The organism is Streptomyces sp. NPDC085866 (assembly GCF_044541035.1).
Classification (GTDB): Bacteria; Actinomycetota; Actinomycetes; order Streptomycetales; family Streptomycetaceae; genus Streptomyces.
The window spans coordinates 164,802-183,688 of the sequence record NZ_JBITSQ010000019.1 but is presented as its reverse complement, the minus strand read 5'-3'; the positions used below and the strand labels follow the sequence as shown (position 1 = coordinate 183,688).

The following is an 18,887-nucleotide window of genomic DNA, read 5'->3' as shown; positions in this document are numbered from 1 at the left end:
CATGCCGGACCGTCGCTCCGCAAGGGACGCGGGCGGAACCGGGCGTACGGCTCGTCGTCGTCCAGCGCGGGCGCCAGCTGGTGGGCCGGTGACGGGGGCGGTGGCTCGTCGTCCGGCGGCCATCACTCGGGTGGCCATCACGGTGGCCACCACTCCTGCGGGGGCGGTCACTCGTCGTGCGGCGGTCACTCGTCCTGCGGCGGGGGCTCCTCCTGCGGTGGCGGCTCCTCCTGCGGCGGGGGCGGATGCGGGGGAGGCAGCTGACACGGGGCAGCCGAGCTTCCCCGCCCCCGGGCGCCCGTCGGACGAAGGCATTCCGCGGGCGCCTGCCCGTTTTGCCCGTGCGCCCCGGCGCACGCCGTGGTTGAACAGTTGAACTGTGGAGCCCTCTGAGGGATGGAAACCCCACGAAGTTGGGTAAAAACGCTGTGGCGGAGCCACTCTTCATGATTCCCTCTAAATCACCAGCGCAGCCCCGCGGACGTCCTGCAGACTCCCCTCCCCGGCCGGGCCGGCCGGGCTGACCGGGCTGACATGGCCGATCTCCCCCTCTTCTTCTGTGCGCTTCAGCGGAGCCGATCCATGCTCACGACCCTCAACACCTCCTACAGCGACACCCGCGCTGCCGATCTCGCCTGGGCCCTGGGGCGTGAGCCGCTGCCCGCCCTGGCCACCCTCGATCTGGAACTGACCGGGGTGAAGCTCCAGTTGAGACTGCTGGGCGCATCCCACCAGGTACTTCTGGAGGAGGAGCGGGGCAGTTGCTCGGAGACGGTCGCGTGCATCCCCGGGTCCAGCACCCCGCTGCCGCTGGGCGTCGCCAAGCGGGTCGGCGACTGGGAGTACGAGTTCGCGGCGCGCGTCGAGGTGCTCACGCCGGGCTCGTTCGCGGGCCGCGCCCAGGAGTTGCTGGCCCTCGTATCCGAGCACCCGCACGGCCTCGCCGGTGTCTTCCCCGGCAGCCCGCACGCCTTCACCGCGATGCTGGCCCAGCGGCACGGGGGTCAGGTGCACTGGCGCACCTGGCACGCCTACCCGCAGGACGGGCAGTTGGTGGCGACACGGACCCGGGTCGGGTCACGGACGCCGGTGGCCCAGTCGGGCTAGACGGCGGTGGACACGCTCTCGGCCGACATAAACCGGCAATGCGTCAACTGCCCCGAGTTCCACACGTGTGGGTGACGAAGCGTACCGAGCATGTGACGTAACGTCGCAACGTGATCGAACCGCACGCCCCCGCGCGCCCGGGCACCTCGCCCTGGCAGCCCGGCCCCGCACGGCTACCCGTCCGGCCCGGCACCGGGCGGTTCCTGGTCCTCGTGTGCGTCTTCGTCTGCGCGGCCTGCGGCCTGGTGTACGAACTCGAACTCGTCGCCTTCGCCTCGTACTTGATCGGAGACTCGGTCACCCAGGCGTCCGTCGTGCTGTCCGTGATGGTCTTCGCGATGGGTATCGGCTCCCTCGCCGCCAAGCGGCTGCGCTGGCACGCGGCCGCCGGCTTCGGGGCGATCGAGACCGCCCTCGCCCTGGTCGGCGGCTGCAGCGCGATGGCGTTGTACGCCGTCTTCGCCTGGACCGGCGGCTGGGGCGGGGTGTGGGCCGACGGCCCGCGCTGCCTCCTGGTCGCCTTCTCCCTCGCCATCGGTCTGCTCGTGGGCGCCGAAGTCCCCTTGCTGATGGAGCTGATCCAGCGCATCCGCCGCCAGGACGCGGGCGGCGCGGTCGCCGACCTGTTCGCGGCGGACTACGTCGGCGCCCTGGTCGGCGGCCTCGCCTTCCCCTTCCTGCTTCTGCCGTTCCTGGGCCAGTTGACCGGCGCCCTGCTCACCGGCACCGTCAACGTCGTCGCGGGCGGTGCCCTGGTCCTCGGCCTGTTCCGCCGCGACCTGTCCCGCCGCGCCCGCTGGACCCTGCTGCTCGTCGGCCTCGCCGTCCTCGCCGTCCTCGCCTCCGCCGCCGCCCTCGCCGACGAGTTCGAACGCGCCGCCCGGCACGCGGTGTACGGCAAGGACGTCCGGGTCGCCCTGCAGACAAACGTCCAGGAGGTCGTCCTCGCCGGCGGCACCCACGGCCACCCCCTCGACCTCTTCCTGGACGGCCGACTGCGGGTCGGTGGCCGCGACGAACGCCGCTACCACGAGGCGCTGGTCCACCCGGCGATGAGCGGCCCGCACGCGCGCGTGCTGATCCTCGGCGGCGGCGACGGCCTGGCCGCCCGCGAGGTCCTGCGGTACGGCGGCGTGCGCCGCGTCGACGTCGTCGAGCTCGACTCCGGCCTGATCGGTCTGGCCCGCAAAGACCCCGGCCTGTCCGCCCTCAACGGCCACGCCTTCGACGACCCCCGCGTCCGCGTCACGACCGCGGACGCGCTCAACTGGCTGCGCGGGGAGCGGCGGCCGGTGTACGACGTCGTGATCGCGGACCTGCCCGACCCCGGCATCACGGCCAGCACCAAGCTGTACTCCCAGGAGTTCTACGGCCTGGTCGGCCGCGTCCTGGCCCCCGGCGGCCGCCTGGTGGTGCACGCCGGCCCCGTCACGGCTCGCCCCCGCGCCTTCTGGACGGTGGCGTCGACCCTCCGGGCAGCCGGCTTCGGCATCTCCCCCTACCGCGTCCTGGGCCACGACTCCGGCTTCCCGGCGGGCCCGGACCGCTCGGCGGGGGCGTCGCGGGCACCGCACGACTGGGGGTTCCTGCTGGCGGCGCCGGGGGGCTCGGCTCCTCGGCTGACCTCGGGCCCGGGGGGTCCGAACCCACGGACCCTGTCCCGGGCCGAGCTGATGGCCGATGCGCGGGCGGCTGCCCGCACGAGGATCGAGGGGCTGTCGGCGTCGACGCTGGTGCATCCGCGCTATTGATGAGGCACCTGCTCAGGGGAGGGTACGTTCCGCTCACTCCTGGGTAGGCTCAGCCGACATGGAGCACCAGGTCTTCGTCCCGGTTCCGGCCGAGCGGCTCGGAGAGGCCCTTGCCGACCCCACACGGGTGGCGCGGGCGGTCCCCGGACTCCAGCAGGACGCCGGCGCCGAACCCGTCGCAGGACGCCTGAAGTTGCGCGTGGGCGGGCACTCCGTCACCTACCGCGGAGCGCTTCGCGTCACGCCCCGCGAGAACGGCACCTACGCCGTCGAGGGCGACGCCACCGAGGCCCGCGGCACCGGCGCCGTCAAGCTCGCCCTCACCCTGCGTCTCACCGGCACCGAGGACGGCACCACCGTCACGGTCGAGGGCACGGCGGACGCGGACGGCCGCATCGCGGAACTGCCGGCGGACGCGGTGGCCTCGGCGGTGACCCGGCTGCTGAACCGTTTCGTGGAGAGCCTGGCGGAGGCCCCGGAGGAGAAGGAACCGGAGCCCGAGCCGGAACACACCTCGATCTTCGACACCGAGGTCCCCCCGCCCTCCCTGGACACCGAGGACACCGAGGCGGACGCACACGAGGCCCAGACCTCCGACGACCGCTTCGGCGAGGACTTCGCCGACCTCGGCGAGCCCCCCGCCGAGGCCGCGCACGCGCGCCGCACCATGATCGGCCGCAGCGCGGAGGAGGTCGACCACGCCCCGCCGCGCGGCCGCTACGCCCCCGTACCGGCTCCCCAGAACGTCGCCGGGAACCCGGCCCTGCGCTGGGCGGCCCCCGCGGCGGCCCTGGCCCTGGCCTCGGCGATCGTCCTGGGCCGCGCCCTGCGCAAGCGCCGCTAGCGCCGACAGGCCCTAGCGATCCGGTGTCTCGCCCATGCCGAACCAGTCGTGGATCGGCCGTACCTCGACCGCCACGACATGGAAGTCGAGGACGCGCTCGGCGATCTCGCGTGCCCGCTCCGGGCTCGCGCACTCGATGACGTAGTAGGCGGTGAGCTGCTCGGCCGTGTCCGTGAGCGGCCCGTCCGCCGCGACCGACCCCTGCCCGGCCCAGCAGAGGGTCGCCGTGTCCCTCGGGTAGCCCAGCCCCGCGCCGTTCAGCATCTCGCCGGTCTCCGCCAGGTCCTCGTGGAGCGCTTCGTGCCTGCGGAACACCTCGGCGCGCTGCTCGGCGGTCATGGCCTCGGTCGCCGCCGGGTCGGCGTACATCAGCACCATGTACTTCATGCCCCCACCCTGGCACCGCGCGGACGGCGCACGCCCTCTTGATCGCCCCAGTAGGGTCGTCCCGTGAGTAACGAAGACATCACGCTGACCGCGGGCGACGCGGAAGTGGTCGTGCGGCCCGGCAACGGCGGCCGTATCGGTGGGCTCCGGATCGGCGGCGTGGAGCTGCTGCGCCAGGGCGAGCGCTTCGGCTGCTTCCCGATGGTGCCCTGGTGCGGCCGGATCCGCGAGGGCCGCTTCCTGGACGGCGCCACCGTCCGCCAGATGCCCCTGAACTCGCCGCCGCACGCCATCCACGGCACCGCGCGCGACGGCGCCTGGCGCACGGCCCGCGTCGACGGGCACGAGGCCGTCATCACGCACGACCTGACCGACCCCTGGCCGCACCGCGGCCGCGTCACCCACGTCGTCACGCTGACCGAGGACAGCCTGACGCTGACGATGTCCGTGGAGGCGTACGACGACTCCTTCCCGGCGCAGATCGGCTGGCACCCCTGGTTCCACCGGACCCTGGTGGGCGAGGACGGTGCAGTCGGCGAGGACGTCCGGCTGGACTTCACCCCCGCCTGGCAGGAGGAGCGTGGCGCCGACCACCTGCCGACCGGCAACCGCATCGACCGCAAGCCCGGCCCCTGGGACGACTGCTTCGGCATGCCCGGAGGTGTCGACGTCACCCTCACCTGGCCCGGACAGCTGGAGCTGAAGATCACCAGCCGCGAGGAGTGGGTCGTCGTCTACGACGAGCAGGCGGAGGCCGTCTGCGTGGAGCCGCAGACCGGTCCGCCCAACGGCCTGAACACGCTGCCCCGCCTGGTCACGCCGCTGGAGCCGCTGGAGGCGACGACCACCTGGAGCTGGCGGCGCCTCTAAGCTGTTCGGCATGACGGACGTACGTGGCGCGCTGCTGCAGCAGATCAAGGACAAGGCCGTGGTGCACGGCAAGGTGACCCTGTCGTCGGGCAAGGAAGCCGACTACTACATCGACCTTCGCCGGATCACGCTGGACGGCGAGGCCGCGCCGCTGGTCGGTCAGGTCATGCTCGACCTGACCGCCGAGCTGGACTTCGAGGCCGTCGGCGGCCTGACCCTGGGCGCCGACCCGGTGGCCACCGCGATGCTGCACGCCTCCGCCGCGCGCGGGAAGGTCCTGGACGCCTTCGTGGTCCGCAAGGCGGGCAAGGCGCACGGCCTGCAGCGCCGTATCGAGGGCGCCGAGGTCAAGAGCCGGCGTGTCCTCGCCGTCGAGGACACCTCCACCACCGGCGGCTCCGTGCTGACCGCCGTGGAGGCGCTGCGCGAGGCCGGAGCGGAGGTCGTCGCCGTCGCCACGATCGTGGACCGGGCGACCGGCGCGGCCGAGGCGATCGCCGAGCAGGCCGGGGTTCCGTACTTCTTCGCCTTCTCGAAGGATGAACTGGGTCTGGACTGACGCGCCGGTTTGACCTGGACTTGACCGGGGCGCCGACCATCACGTCATGTCTGGAAAGATGGGGACGACGATGACGTCGCCCCCAAGGTCTAGGTCAGGGCCGTAGTACGCAGATCGCCAACCCGCACACCCAAGGAGCGGACAGATGCCCATCGCAACCCCCGAGGTCTACAACGAGATGCTCGACCGGGCGAAGGCAGGCAAGTTCGCCTACCCGGCCATCAACGTCACCTCGACCCAGACCCTGCACGCGGCGCTGCGCGGCTTCGCGGAGGCGGAGAGCGACGGCATCGTCCAGATCTCCACGGGCGGCGCCGAGTTCCTGGGCGGCCAGTACAGCAAGGACATGGTGAGCGGCGCGGTCGCGCTCGCCGAGTTCGCGCACATCGTCGCCGAGAAGTACCCGGTCAACATCGCGCTGCACACCGACCACTGCCCGAAGGACAAGCTCGACGGGTACGTACGTCCGCTGCTCGCGATCTCCGAGGAGCGCGTCAAGGCCGGCCGCAACCCGCTGTTCCAGTCCCACATGTGGGACGGCTCCGCCGAGACCCTGGCCGACAACCTGGCCATCGCGCAGGAGCTGCTGGAGCAGGCCCGCCGCGCCAACATCATCCTCGAGGTCGAGATCACCCCGACCGGTGGCGAGGAGGACGGCGTCTCCCACGAGATCAACGACTCCCTGTACACCACGGTCGAGGACGCGATCCGCACCGCCGAGGCCCTGGGCCTGGGCGAGAAGGGCCGCTACCTGCTGGCCGCCTCCTTCGGCAACGTGCACGGCGTGTACAAGCCGGGCAACGTCGTGCTCCGTCCCGAGCTGCTGAAGGAGCTGAACGAGGGCGTCGCCGCCAAGTTCGGCAAGGCTGCTTCTTCTGGCCCCTTCGACTTCGTCTTCCACGGCGGCTCCGGCTCCACCGAGCAGGAGATCCTGACCGCGCTGGAGAACGGCGTCGTGAAGATGAACCTGGACACGGACACCCAGTACGCCTTCACCCGTCCGGTCGCCGCTCACATGTTCCAGAACTACGACGGCGTCCTGAAGATCGACGGCGAGGTCGGCAACAAGAAGGCCTACGACCCGCGCACCTGGGGCAAGCTGGCCGAGGCGTCGATGGCGGCCCGTGTCCTCGAGGCCACGCAGAACCTGCGCTCGGCGGGCAACAAGATCAAGTAAGCGCGTCTGACGACGTCTTCGGCGGACCCGGTGCCTCGGCACCGGGTCCGCTGTATATCTGGAGGCATGCCCGACGTCCGGATCGCCTCGTCCCGGGGCAGGTGGATCCTGTTCACCACGGTCCTCGGCTCCAGCATGGCCATGCTGGACTCCACCGTCGTCAACGTGGCGCTCCCGACCATCGGCCGCGACCTCGGCGCGAGCCTCGCCGCCCTGCAGTGGACGGTGAACGCGTACATGGTCACGCTGGCCGGCCTGATCCTGCTGGGCGGCTCGCTCGGGGACCGCTACGGCCGCCGGAAGATCTTCGTGCTGGGGGTCGTCTGGTTCGCGTCGGCGTCCCTGCTGTGCGGTCTGTCCCCCACCTCCGGCGTCCTCATCGCCGCCCGGGCCCTGCAGGGCGTCGGCGGCGCGCTCCTCACCCCCGGCTCCCTCGCCCTCATCCAGGCCTCCTTCCACCCGGACGACCGGAGTCGGGCGGTCGGCCTCTGGTCCGGCTTCGGTGGCATCGGCGCGGCCGTCGGCCCGTTCCTGGGCGGCTGGCTGGTGGACGGCCCCGGCTGGCGCTGGGTGTTCCTCCTCAACGTGCCGCTGGCCCTCCTCTGCGTCCCCGTCGCCGTCCGCCACGTCCCCGAGTCGGCCGACGCACGCCCTCACGGCCGCTTCGACGTCCTCGGCGCGACGCTGGGCGCCCTGGCACTCGCCCTGCTCACGTACGCGCTCATCGAGGCCCCGGGCGGCTCCCCGGGCGTGGTGCTGAGCGCGGTCGCGGGCGTGGCCACGGCCGTCGCCTTCGTCCACGTGGAGAGGCACCGCCCCGACCCCATGCTGCCGCCGGACATCTTCGCCTCGCGCCAGTTCACGGCGGTCAACCTGGTCACGCTGTGCGTGTACGCGGCCTTCGGCGGGTTCTTCTTCCTCACCGCGCTCCAGCTGCAGGTGGTGGCCGGCTACTCCGCCCTGCAGGCCGGTACGGCCCTGCTCCCCACGACGGCCATGATGCTGCTGTTCTCGGCTCGCTCCGGCGCGCTGGCCGACCGCACGGGCCCACGCCTGCCGCTCACCGTCGGTCCTCTGCTGTGCGCCGCGGCGATGCTGCTGATGCTCCGGGTGGGGCCCGGCGCGAACTACCTCACGGACGTTCTCCCGCCCCTCCTCGTGATGGGCACGGGCATGGTCGTCCTGGTCGCCCCGCTGACCGCCACGGTCCTCGCCTCCGTCGACACCGCCCGGGCGGGCCTGGCCAGCGGGATCAACAACGCGGCGGCGCGGGCGGCGGGCCTGTTGGCCGTGGCCGGGCTCCCCCTTCTGGCGGGCATGGGTCCGGAGGCGTACCGTTCCGCCGCGGCGTTCGACGCGGCCTTCGACCGCGCGATGCCGATCTGCGCGGGTGCGCTGGTCCTGGGCGCGATCCTGGCCTTCACCCTGATCCGCCGGCCCCCTCCGAACTGCCTCCACCCCGAGTGCAAGCGACACGGCTCCGTCATGTCTCCGCCACTGGAGCCGGAGCAGGAGCCCGGGCGCCTCTAGGGGGCTGCAGCACCGTCGGCTGAGCTGTCCCGGTCACGGTGCGTCAAACTGAACACATGACGATTCACGAGAACCTCCTCGGCGGCCCGCCCCCCACTCACCTCCCCGACGACCCGGAGCCCCGCGAGCTGCTCGCTCAGGGCACCGCGCCGGCGGACGTCGCCGCCAAGTACCCGACCTCCTCGCTCGCCTGGGCCCAGCTGGCCGACGATGCGTTCGAGCGGGGCGCGGTCGTGGAGTCGTACGCCTACGCCCGTACGGGCTACCACCGCGGCCTGGACGCCCTGCGCCGCAACGGCTGGAAGGGCCACGGCCCGGTCCCGTGGGAGCACGAGCCGAATCGCGGCTTCCTGCGCGCCCTGCACGCCCTCGCCCGCGCCGCCCAGTCCATCGGTGAGCAGGAGGAGTACGAGCGCTGCTCGCAGTTCCTGAAGGACTCCTCCCCGACGGCCGCCCAGACCCTGGGCTGACCGCTACGGGAGTTCCCGGTGTGGCCCGTCTGGCAGCAGACGGGCCTTGCCGTATCCGATGGGATTGCGGAGGATTTCGCTTGGGGACCGGGGCCCCCGTGCCGGCATCGGCAGGGGCGGACCGCTACCCGGAGTAACAACAGGAGACAGCGATGTCCCCAAAGGGTCACCCCCTTTCCGAGGCCGCTGAGCCCGAGACCCCGCATCTCGACTTCGCCGGCACGACGCCGTACGAGGACTACGTCAGGGCGGACGTGCTCACCCACCTCCAGCACACCCTCTCCGACGACCCCGGAGAGATGGTCTTCCTGGTCACCACCCAGGTCATGGAGCTGTGGTTCACGGTGATCGTGCACGAGTGGGAGACCGCCGCGAAGGCCCTCCGCTCGGACGACGTCCCGACCGCCGTCGCCGCGCTGAAGCGTTCCGTGCGGGAGCTGGAGGCCCTGAACGCCTCCTGGAAGCCGCTCGGCCAGCTGACCCCGGCCCAGTTCAACTCGTACCGCTCCGCCCTCGGCGAGGGCTCCGGTTTCCAGTCGGCGATGTACCGCCGCATGGAGTTCCTGCTCGGCGAGAAGTCCGCGTCCATGCTCGTCCCGCACCGCGGCGCCCCGCGCGTCCACGCGGAACTGGAGAAGGCGCTGCACGAGCCGAGCCTGTACGACGAGGTCGTACGGCTCCTCGCGCGCCGTGGCCACGCGATCCCCGAGTCCGTCCTGCACCGGGACGTCGCCCAGCGCTACGAGACCTCCGACGCCGTCGAGGCGGCCTGGACGGAGATCTACTCCGGCGACCAGAACGCCGAACTCGCCCGCCTCGGCGAGGCGCTGTCCGACGTCGCCGAACTGGTCTGGCGCTGGCGCAACGACCACCTGGTCGCCACCCGCCGCGCGATGGGCGCCAAGCCCGGCACGGGCGGCTCCGCGGGCGTGGCCTGGCTGGAGAAGCGCGCCGGCAAGAACGTGTTCCCGGAGCTGTGGACGGCGAGGTCCCATGTCTGAGCTGACCCTGCGCGCGAAGCAGCTGGACGCGGCCGACGCACTGGCCCCGCTGCGCTCCCGTTTCGTCCTCGACGACGTGGTCTACCTGGACGGCAACTCCCTCGGCGCCCTGCCGGCGAACGTGCCGGCCCGGATCGAGGACGTCGTCCGCCGGCAGTGGGGCGAGCTGCGCATCCGCTCCTGGGACGAGAGCGGCTGGTGGACGGCCCCCGAGCGGATCGGTGACCGCATCGCCCCGCTGGTCGGCGCGGAGCCGGGCCAGATCGTGGTGGGGGACTCCACAAGTGTCAACGTCTTCAAGGCACTTGTGGCGGCGGTACGCATGGTGGACCCGGCCCGCGACGAGATCCTGGTCGACGCGACGACGTTCCCCACGGACGGCTACATCGCCGAGTCGGCGGCTCGCCTGACCGGCCGCACCCTGCGCCCGGTGACCCCTGCGGAGGTGCCCGCGGCGCTGGGCGACCGTACGGCGGTGGTGCTGCTGAACCACGTGGACTACCGCAGCGGCCGGCTGCACGACCTGCCGTCGCTGACCGCCGCGATCCACGCGTCGGGCGCGCTCGCGGTCTGGGACCTGTGCCACAGTGCGGGCGCGCTGCCGGTGGGCCTGGACGAGCACGGGGTCGACCTGGCGGTCGGCTGCACCTACAAGTACCTGAACGGCGGCCCGGGTTCACCCGCGTTCCTCTACGTCCGCCGCGACCTGCAGGACCGCTTCGACTCCCCGCTGCCCGGCTGGAACTCGCACGCCGAGCCGTTCGGCATGAGTCAGTCCTACGACCCGGCACCGGGCGCCCTGCGCGGCCGCGTCGGCACCCCGGACATCCTGTCCATGCTGGCCCTGGAGGCGGCCCTGGAGATCTGGGACGACGTCTCCGTCGCCGCGGTCCGCGCCAAGTCCCTGGCCCTGACGGACTTCTTCCTGGAGTGCGTCGCGGCGTACACCGAGCCGGGCCGGGTCACCTCCGTGACCCCGGACCTCCACGAGGAGCGCGGCAGCCAGATCGCCCTGCGCTGCCCCGACGCGGGTGACGTGATGAAACAGCTCATCGAGCGGGGCGTGGTGGGCGACTTCCGTAACCCCGACGTCCTCCGCTTCGGCTTCAGCCCGCTGTACGTGAGCTTCGCCGAGGCGGAGCGGGCCGCGCGGGTGCTGGCGGAGGTGCTCGGCTAGACGAGTTGCGGCAAGCTGGGGCGGGGTGCGGTTGCGCCCCGCCCTCACCGTGCGTGACATCCCCATGTCCGCGCACGTCACCGGCCTGATACCGTCCCCGCCAACGGTCGACGAAGAATCGCCGCCTGGTCCGCCGAACCCTCCCCCAGTGCCTGAAGCCCGGGAGGTCCCCCATCGTCGCTGAGAGGTTGGAGCATGCCGGACGACGCCGCCGCAGCCCGCGCCGCCGCCGAAGAGGAGTCGGTCTTCTCGCACCCCGCGGTCGATCCCGACGTCACCGCCGTATACGGCGACCACCCCGACCAGGTGATCGACTTCTACGCCCCGCGGACCGACACGACCCTCGCCCCCCTGGTCGTCGTCCTGCACGGCGGGGCCTGGCGCGCCCCCTACGACCGCCGCCATGTCACCCCCTTCGTGGACTACCTGGCCCGTAAGGGTTTCGCCGTGGCCAACGTGGAGTACCGGCGCGGCGGCGACCCCCAGATCCCGGCACAGAACACCGGACCCGGCGCCGGAGCCCCGCCCGCACCCCTGGCAGGCCGCTGGCCCGACACCTTCGACGACGTGGCCGCCGCCATGGACGTCCTACCCTCCCTGGTCCACGGGGCACTCCCGCAGGCCGACCCGCGCCGCACGGTCCTCACCGGCCACTCGGCGGGCGGCCACCTCGCCCTGTGGGCAGCGGCCCGCCACGTCCTGCCCGCCGACGCCCCGTGGCGCACGGACCGCCCGGCCCCGCTGCGGGGCGTGGTGGCTCTCGCCCCCATCGCGGACTTCGCGGTGTCGGAGAAGCTGGACGTCTGCGGCAACGCCGCCCTGCAACTCCTCGGCGGCCAGGACAACTTCGCCGAGCGCCGGCCGTACGCCGACCCCGCGCTCCTGCTCCCGACGGGCATCGCGACGACCCTCGTCCAGGGCCGCGCGGACCTCGTCGTACCGCAGGCGGTCGCCGAGTCCTACGCGGACGCGGCGGCGAAGGCGGGCGAGGTGGTGGGCCTGACGCTGCTGGAGGACGTCGGCCACTTCCCGCTGATCGACCCGGCGGCGGACGCGTGCGCGGTGGTGGCGGAGGAGATCGCCCAACTGGCGTGGTGACCCCTGCCCACGGCCCCCGTCATACCCGTAGTACCTGAGAGCTACCTCGCAGAACGGCTCCCTGGCGGGACGCCGACGACGCCCCCTGATTCCTAACTTCCCTCTGGGACAAGCCCGATGGCCGGGCACTCCGAGAGGAACCGCATCATGGGGCACAACCCGCCGCTGCCGCTCCGGACCGACAAGCTGCAGCCGCCGACGGCGCCTTCGCCCCACGAGGGCCACCCGCACCCGACGGCACAAGCAGCGCGAGTGGTGCGGGTGGGAACCCGGACCCGGCCGAAGGCCGGGTGCCCACCCACGCACCCGCACCCGAAATCGCACCGCATCTGGCGTCAGGCCCTCCTCACGGCCACCACGGTCGCAGCCCTCATCGCAGCCGCGCACCCCCAGATCCCGGCCCCCACCCCTCCCACGCTCCCCGCCCCCACCGCAGCCACCCTCCGGTCGACCTACCAGGCGAACCGCGAGAACGCCACCCACGCAGCCGACATGGCCGCCGCCCACGGGGACCTCCACCGAGCCGCAGCCGACCGAACCCTCGCCGTCCGCAACCTCCTCACCTTCGACGGCAGGGGCTCGGGCCAGGCCGTAGAAGTCCTCGGCGACCCGACCCGTGCGGACCACATCGCCGTCCTGGTCCCCGGCTCCGACACCACCCTCGACACCTACGCCCGCTTCCACAGAACCGCAGCGGCCCTCTACCAGGAGGCGCACCGCACCAACCCGCGCACAGCAGTCGTCGCCTGGCTCGGCTACAAGGCTCCCGCCACGATCAGCACCACGGTCACGACCACCACCCGGGCCGACGAAGCGGCCCCCCGTCTCCACGCGTTCATAAGGGAGTTGCGCACCCTCACCCCCCACCGCGCCCACATCTCCCTCCTCTGCCACTCCTACGGCTCCGTCGTCTGCGCCCGTTCCGCCCCCGCCCTGCCCGTGGACGACATGGTCCTGCTCGGCAGCCCCGGTACAGCCGCGGACACCGTCGCCGGCCTGCACACCCGCGCCCGGCTCTGGGCGGCCCGTGGCAGCAGGGACTGGGTCGCGCACGTGCCCCACGTCCGCGCCGGCCTTCTCCTCGCCACCCTCGGCTTCGGCACCGACCCCGTCTCCCGCGCCTTCGGCGCCCGGGTCTTCGGTGCGGCCGACGCCGACCACAGCGGCTACTTCACCCCGGGCTCGGTCTCCCTCGCCAACCTGGCCCGGATCACCCTCGGCGAGACCTCGGAGGTGACCCGTGGCTGAGTCGACCCTGCGCGCTCCCCGCCGCGCACTGCACGCGATCCGTCAGGGCGCCCACCGCGTGGACGCCGCCACACCCGCCTCCCGGGACCGAGCGGTGGACGCCCTGCGCGCCTTCGCGATCCTCGGTGTCGTCCTCGGCCACTGGCTGGTCACGGCACTGGTCGCGCAGGACGGCGGCCTGCACACGGCGAGCCCGCTGCAGCACATGCCCTGGCTGGCCCCGGTCTCCTGGGTCTTCCAGACCCTGGCGGTGTTCTTCCTGGTGGGCGGCCACGTGGCGACCCGCAGCCTGGCCTCGGCACAGGCCCGCGGCACGACGTACCGCGACTGGCTCCGCACCCGTCTCACCCGCCTCCTGCGCCCGGTGGCAGCCCTGCTCGTCCTGTGGACGGTGGCCGCACTCGCCCTCCTCCTCACCGGCGCCCCGCTCCCGACCCTCCACGCCCTCGTCAAACTCGCCCTGTCCCCCCTCTGGTTCCTCCTGGTCTTCGCGGCCCTGACGGCCGCGACCCCCCTCCTCACCCGACTCAACCCCCTCTGGCCCCTGGCCGTCGTCCTGCATGTGGACGTCCTGCGCTTCGGCCTGCACGTCGGGCCGTCCTGGCTCGGCTGGGTGAACCTGGCGGCGGGCTGGCTGGTCCCATACACCCTGGGCGCGGCCTGGACCCGAGGCGAACTGGAGAGCCGCCGAGCAGCCTGGGTCCTGCTCATATCCGGTACGACGGCGACGGCGGTCCTGATCCTCTGGGCGGGCTACCCGGCCTCGATGGTCGGAGTCCCCGGCACCCCGACCTCCAACCTCAACCCCCCGACCCTGGCGGCCGTCACCTTCGGCCTGGCCCAATGCGGCCTGGCGTTGCTCCTCCGAGACCGCCTGCACCGGGCGATGACCCGCCCCCTCGCCTGGTCGGCAGTCACCCTGACCAACCTCTCGGCGATGACGATCTTCCTCTGGCACCAGACGGCACTGATGGCCACCACGGCCACCGCCCTCCTGGCCGGCCGTCTCCCCGGCCTCCACACCCGCCCCGACTCCCTGACCTGGGTGGCGTCCCGCCTGGCCTGCCTCCCCCTCTTCGCCCTGGCCCTGGCTCTCTTCTGGCTGACGTTCCGCCACCACGAACAGGGCCCCCGTCGCCCCCGAAAGCGCCCCTCCCGCCTCATCCACCACCACACCCCCCGAGCAAAGACCCCACACAATGCCTAAAGTTGACCAAGTGACCCCAGAGGCCCCCAACGGCAACTCGGCCCCCCAGGGCCAACCCGAGGCCGCCGACGGCGCTTCCGCTCCACCGGGGCCACCCGCACCCGAAGAGGCACCCGCACCCATAACCGCACCCGCACCCGAATCCGCACCCCCCAAGTCCCGCCTGCGCACCTGGCTGGGAGAAACCCCCTCCCCCCACTCACCCCCCTTCTCCAAGTACCGCGGGCTCCGCCTCCTCACCTACCTCCTCACCGCCTACACGGCCCTCGGCATCGCCCTGGCCGGCGGCGACGAACTGCACACCTCCTACGGCCTCACCGCAGCCGTAGCCCTCCTCACCACGTTCCTCCAGGCCGCCGCCGTCGTCCTGGCCCTGTGGCGCCCCACCCCCGCCTGGGCCCTCTCCCTGGCCGCCGCCACCCTCACCGCACTGCTGGCCCGCCCCCACCTGGAGCCGGGCTCCGTCCCGGGCCCCAACTGGCCCTGGACCACGCCCACTCTGCTCGCCCACATGGCCGTGCTCCTCCTCCTCGCCCTGCGCGTCCGCATACGCCTGACCCTCGCCGCCCTGGCGGTGACGACCCTGGCGACGTACGTCCTGCAGGACCCGATCGGCGCCCAGAACTACTCCTCGACCGGCGTCGTGGCCGTAGCCCTCTTCGCGGTCTCCGTCCTCATCGGCACCGCCCTGCGCGGCCGCAGCGAGGCCCGCACCCAGCTGATCGAGCAGACGACGATCACCGCGGAGGAACGCGCCCGCCGCACCCTCCTGGAGGAGCGCAGCCGTATCGCCCGCGAGCTGCACGACGTGGTCGCCCATCACATGTCGGTGATCTCCATCCAGGCCCAGGTGGCCCCCCACCTGGTGGAGAACCCCTCGGAGGAGTTGCAGGAGAACCTCGCCGGGATCCGCAACAACGCCCTGGAGGCCCTCACCGAGCTGCGCCGTGTCCTCGGCGTCCTGCGCTCCGAGTCCCCCGACGGCCCCGAGGCGGCCGAGGACCCGTACCGGCTGACGGCCCCCGGCACCGGCCCGGCCCCCGACGCCCCGCAGCCGAACCTCGCCCGTCTGGGCGCCCTGATCGAGAACACCAGGGCGGCCGGCCTGGACGTCGTCATCGACTACCGCGGCACGTCCCGCACCTATCCACAGGGTGTGGAACTGTCGGCGTACAGGATCGTCCAGGAGGCGCTCAGCAACGCCCTGCGGCACGCCCCGGGTTCGCGGGTCCGGGTGGAGGTCGACCATCAGTCCGACGGCATCTTCCTGTGCGTGACCAACTCCCGCCCCCGCCGCCCGGTCCAGCCCTCCCCGGGCTCCGGCCACGGCCTGCTGGGCATGCGGGAGCGCGCGGCGATGCTCGGCGGGCACCTCACCGCGACCCCGAACCTGCACGGCGGCTTCATGGTGACGGCGTTCCTCCCCAAGACGGGCACCCGCCGTCCGCCCCGGCCGCTGCGCCCGGACTTCCCCCGCCCCGAGATCTACTTCCCGCCCCTGTCCGACGACGACCCGCACCACCCCCAGCCCCCGACAGGAGGACCGACCCCATGACGAGCGGCGCCGGCACCATCCGCGTACTCATCGCCGACGACCAGCAGATGGTCCGCCAGGGCTTCACCGTGCTGCTCAACACCAAGCCCGACATCGAGGTGATCGGACAGGCGGTGCACGGACGCGACGCGATCGCGAAGGCCGCCGAACTGACCCCGGACGTGGTCCTGATGGACATCCGGATGCCCGAACTCGGCGGCATCGAGGCGACCGACCGCATCACCGCCGACCACCCGGGCGTGAAGGTCCTGGTCCTCACCACCTTCGACCTGGACGAGTACGTGTACGACGCGCTGCGCGCCGGGGCCTCCGGGTTCCTGCTCAAGGACGCCTCCGCCGACCAGCTCGCCGAGGCGGTGCGCGTGGTGGCGGCCGGGGACGCGCTGCTCGCCCCGGGCATCACCCGCCGCCTGATCGCCGAGTTCGCCCGCTTGGACGGCTCACCCCGGGCCCCGCTCAAGCAGCGCGTGGGCGACCTGACGGAGCGTGAGACGGAGGTGCTCGCACTGATCGCGCAGGGTCTGTCGAACGCCGAGATCGCCGAGCACCTGGTCGTCGCCGAGCAGACCGTGAAGACCCACGTGGGCCGCATCCTGGTGAAGCTGGGCCTGCGTGACCGCACCCAGGCGGCGATCTTCGCCTACGAGTCCGGCCTGGTCCGCCCCGGCGGTCACTGACCCCCGTCCGACCGGCACCCGTAGGTACCGTCCCGCCCCCTACCTGTAGTACCTGAGAAGGATTCCCGAGGACCCCCCTCCGAGGGGACGACCGTCATCCCGCCCGGGGCCTACCGTTTTCCACGTGACCGAGACGACGCACACCCAGCCGACACCGCCGGGCGGAGCCGCGAGGCCGCGCAGCCCGGAGTTCCGGCTCGCCGCGGACGCCCTGCGCGGGCTGCGGCAGGACCTGTTCCACGATGCCTTCGCCTACCGCCCGCTGCCCCGCAGGGGCGCCGACGGCCGGCTCGCCCGCCGCGGCGGCCGGATGAAGGAGTACGCGGCCTGGACACCGCACACGGTCGTCGCCGTCCTCGGCACGCTGGCGGGATTCCTCGGCGTGGCGAGCACGGACGACTCCGGACTGCTGCCGCTGCTGTGCGGGCTGCTGGCCCTGGGGCCGGTCCTGCTGACCCTGGCGCGTCCGGTGGGAGCGTTCTGGTTCTCGCTCGCCGCGACCACGGCCACCGCCACCCTGATAGGCAGCGGCTGGAGCGACTGGCCGTGGCTGCCGGGCAGCTTCCTGTCCCACCTGGTGGTGCTCACGGTCGTCGCGCTCCGCACCCGCCCGCGCACGGCGGCGTGGATGTGGGTGCTGACGGCGGCCTACGGCTTCGTCGCCGAGAGCGGCTTCGGCTGGGGCCACTACGACACCAACATCGGCCCGATGCTGATTCTCTCCGCGCTGATCCTGCTGGTCGTCTCCGTCCGGCAGATACGCAGGGAGGCTCAGCAGGAGGTGACCGCCCAGCAGACGGTGACCGCCGTGGAGCGTTCGCGGCGAACGCTGCTGGAGGAGCGCACGACCATCGCCCGCGAGCTGCACGACGTGGTCGCCCACCACATGTCGGTGGTCGCCATCCAGGCGGAGGCGGCGCCCTACCGGGTGGAGAACCCGCCGCCGGAGCTGGAGAAGGCGTTCGCCACCATCCGGGAGAACGCGGTGGCGGCCCTGACCGAGCTGCGCCGGGTCCTGGGCGTGGTCCGAGCGGAGGACTACGAGGCGCCGGACGCCCCGCAACCCACCCTCGCCGACCTGGACGGGCTGCTCGCCAATGTGCGGGAGGCCGGGCTGGAGGTGGAGAAGGTAGTGACCGGCGCGGTGCGTGAAATGCCGCAGGGCGTCGAGCTGTCGGCGTACCGGATCGTGCAGGAGGCGCTGAGCAACACGCTGCGGCACGCACCGGGTGCCGGGGCACGGGTCGAGATCGGGTACGTGCTCGGCGGCCTGGGCCTGCGCATAGTCAACGGCCCGCCGCCCGCCTCGGCCCAGCTGAGTCCCTCGCCGGGCGCCGGGCACGGCATCACAGGGATGCGGGAGCGCGTCTCGATGCTGAACGGGGAGATGACGACGGGCCCGACGGCCGACGGAGGACATGAGGTGACCGTGTTCCTGCCGGTGCCGGCGGCGGACACCGCGAGCGAGGGTGAGGCATGACGATCCGCGTACTGATCGCGGACGACCAGATGATGGTGCGCGAGGGCTTCTCGGTCCTGCTGAACGCGATGCCGGACATCGAGGTCGTCGGCGAGGCGGTCAACGGCCGTCAGGCGGTCGAGCGGGTGCGGGAACTCGCGCCGGACGTGGTGCTGATGGACATCCGCATGCCGGAGCTGAACGGCATCGAGGCGACGCGGGAGATCGTCGCGGCTGACGACACGGCGAAGGTGCTGGTACTGACCACGTTCGACCTGGACGAGTACGTGTACCAGGCGCTGCGTGCGGGAGCCTCCGGCTTCCTCCTGAAGGACGCCTCGGCCCGCCAGCTCGCCGACGGCGTACGGGTGGTGGCCTCCGGCGAGGCACTGCTCGCCCCCTCGGTGACCAGGCGGCTGATAACCGAGTTCTCCCGGCTGTCGCAGACGCCGCGCATGATGCCGTCGGCGCAGGCGGCGTACGGGGAGCTGACGGAGCGGGAGACGGAGGTGCTGGTCCTGATCGCACAGGGCCTGTCGAACGCGGAGATCGCCGAGCGGCTGGTGGTGGCGGAGTCGACGATCAAGACCCACGTGAGCCGGATCCTGGTGAAGCTGGGGCTGCGCGACCGCACCCAGGCGGCGGTGTTCGCGTACGAGGCGCGGTTGGTGACACCGGGCTGACAGCGCGTGCCATCTTGCGCGAACGTCCCCGTTGCCAACTAGTGTTCGACAATGTGCATCTGCGGATGCGCACGTGCGAAGACTTCA

The 18,887-nt window shown here is 72.4% G+C and carries 18 protein-coding genes; 17 read left to right on the top strand and 1 reads right to left on the bottom strand.

Translation table 11 applies throughout. The annotated features are described in order from the left end of the window. Positions 1–582 precede the first annotated feature (582 nt). The 3 genes from ACIF83_RS38185 (at position 583) to ACIF83_RS38175 (ending at position 3,702) form a co-directional block, all read left to right on the top strand. Entirely contained in the window at positions 583–1,107 is a 525-nt protein-coding gene (locus ACIF83_RS38185) for a DUF2617 family protein (protein ID WP_393482904.1), read from the top strand. A 110-nt stretch (positions 1,108–1,217) separates the two neighbouring features. Then, the gene (locus ACIF83_RS38180; protein ID WP_393482901.1) at positions 1,218–2,858 is read left to right on the top strand and encodes a polyamine aminopropyltransferase; all 1,641 of its coding nucleotides are present in this window, start codon (positions 1,218–1,220) and stop codon (positions 2,856–2,858) included. Between the two features lie 58 nt (positions 2,859–2,916). Beyond that, positions 2,917–3,702, top strand: coding sequence for an SRPBCC family protein (locus tag ACIF83_RS38175; protein WP_399734147.1), 786 nt, complete (start codon positions 2,917–2,919; stop codon positions 3,700–3,702). Between the two features lie 12 nt (positions 3,703–3,714). Here the strand turns inward: ACIF83_RS38175 and ACIF83_RS38170 are convergent, their stop codons facing one another. Then, complete coding sequence (locus ACIF83_RS38170; RefSeq protein WP_399734144.1) at positions 3,715–4,089, bottom strand: YciI family protein; 375 nt, start codon at positions 4,087–4,089, stop codon at positions 3,715–3,717. Between the two features lie 63 nt (positions 4,090–4,152). Here ACIF83_RS38170 and ACIF83_RS38165 point away from each other — a divergent pair, with 63 nt between their 5' ends. The 14 genes from ACIF83_RS38165 (at position 4,153) to ACIF83_RS38100 (ending at position 18,800) form a co-directional block, all read left to right on the top strand. Next, positions 4,153–4,959 carry an aldose 1-epimerase gene (locus ACIF83_RS38165; RefSeq protein WP_393482893.1) on the top strand — a complete coding sequence of 269 codons (807 nt, stop codon included), beginning with the start codon at positions 4,153–4,155 and terminating at the stop codon, positions 4,957–4,959. 10 nt (positions 4,960–4,969) lie between these two features. Beyond that, the gene (gene pyrE, locus ACIF83_RS38160) at positions 4,970–5,518 is read left to right on the top strand and encodes an orotate phosphoribosyltransferase (protein ID WP_399734140.1); all 549 of its coding nucleotides are present in this window, start codon (positions 4,970–4,972) and stop codon (positions 5,516–5,518) included. A gap of 145 nt (positions 5,519–5,663) precedes the next feature. Next, positions 5,664–6,695 (top strand): class II fructose-bisphosphate aldolase, encoded by a 1,032-nt coding sequence (fbaA, locus tag ACIF83_RS38155; protein ID WP_393482887.1) that lies wholly within the window; start codon positions 5,664–5,666, stop codon positions 6,693–6,695. Between the two features lie 66 nt (positions 6,696–6,761). Next, on the top strand, positions 6,762–8,225 hold the full coding sequence (locus ACIF83_RS38150) for an MFS transporter (protein WP_398141263.1): 1,464 nt from the start codon (positions 6,762–6,764) through the stop codon (positions 8,223–8,225). 56 nt (positions 8,226–8,281) lie between these two features. Beyond that, positions 8,282–8,695 (top strand): DUF3151 domain-containing protein, encoded by a 414-nt coding sequence (locus ACIF83_RS38145; RefSeq protein WP_393482881.1) that lies wholly within the window; start codon positions 8,282–8,284, stop codon positions 8,693–8,695. Between the two features lie 152 nt (positions 8,696–8,847). Further along, positions 8,848–9,696, top strand: coding sequence for a tryptophan 2,3-dioxygenase family protein (locus ACIF83_RS38140; RefSeq protein WP_399734135.1), 849 nt, complete (start codon positions 8,848–8,850; stop codon positions 9,694–9,696). Continuing rightward, on the top strand, positions 9,689–10,873 hold the full coding sequence (gene kynU, locus ACIF83_RS38135; RefSeq protein WP_398141261.1) for a kynureninase: 1,185 nt from the start codon (positions 9,689–9,691) through the stop codon (positions 10,871–10,873). Before ACIF83_RS38140 ends, kynU begins: the two co-directional genes overlap by 8 nt. A 195-nt stretch (positions 10,874–11,068) precedes the next feature. Further along, positions 11,069–11,971, top strand: coding sequence for an alpha/beta hydrolase (locus ACIF83_RS38130; RefSeq protein ID WP_399734131.1), 903 nt, complete (start codon positions 11,069–11,071; stop codon positions 11,969–11,971). 147 nt (positions 11,972–12,118) lie between these two features. Next, positions 12,119–13,219, top strand: a complete 1,101-nt coding sequence (locus ACIF83_RS38125) for an alpha/beta hydrolase (protein WP_399734128.1) — start codon at positions 12,119–12,121, stop codon at positions 13,217–13,219. Continuing rightward, entirely contained in the window at positions 13,212–14,426 is a 1,215-nt protein-coding gene (locus ACIF83_RS38120) for an acyltransferase (RefSeq protein ID WP_399734125.1), read from the top strand. The genes ACIF83_RS38125 and ACIF83_RS38120 overlap by 8 nt, the downstream gene beginning before the upstream one ends. 175 nt (positions 14,427–14,601) lie before the next feature. After that, positions 14,602–15,981, top strand: a complete 1,380-nt coding sequence (locus ACIF83_RS38115; protein ID WP_399734240.1) for a sensor histidine kinase — start codon at positions 14,602–14,604, stop codon at positions 15,979–15,981. Beyond that, positions 15,978–16,658 (top strand): response regulator, encoded by a 681-nt coding sequence (locus tag ACIF83_RS38110; RefSeq protein ID WP_398141259.1) that lies wholly within the window; start codon positions 15,978–15,980, stop codon positions 16,656–16,658. The genes ACIF83_RS38115 and ACIF83_RS38110 overlap by 4 nt, the downstream gene beginning before the upstream one ends. A gap of 124 nt (positions 16,659–16,782) precedes the next feature. Then, positions 16,783–18,138 (top strand): sensor histidine kinase, encoded by a 1,356-nt coding sequence (locus tag ACIF83_RS38105; protein ID WP_399734122.1) that lies wholly within the window; start codon positions 16,783–16,785, stop codon positions 18,136–18,138. After that, complete coding sequence (locus ACIF83_RS38100; RefSeq protein ID WP_393482853.1) at positions 18,135–18,800, top strand: response regulator; 666 nt, start codon at positions 18,135–18,137, stop codon at positions 18,798–18,800. The genes ACIF83_RS38105 and ACIF83_RS38100 overlap by 4 nt, the downstream gene beginning before the upstream one ends. The last annotated feature ends 87 nt before the right edge of the window (positions 18,801–18,887 follow it).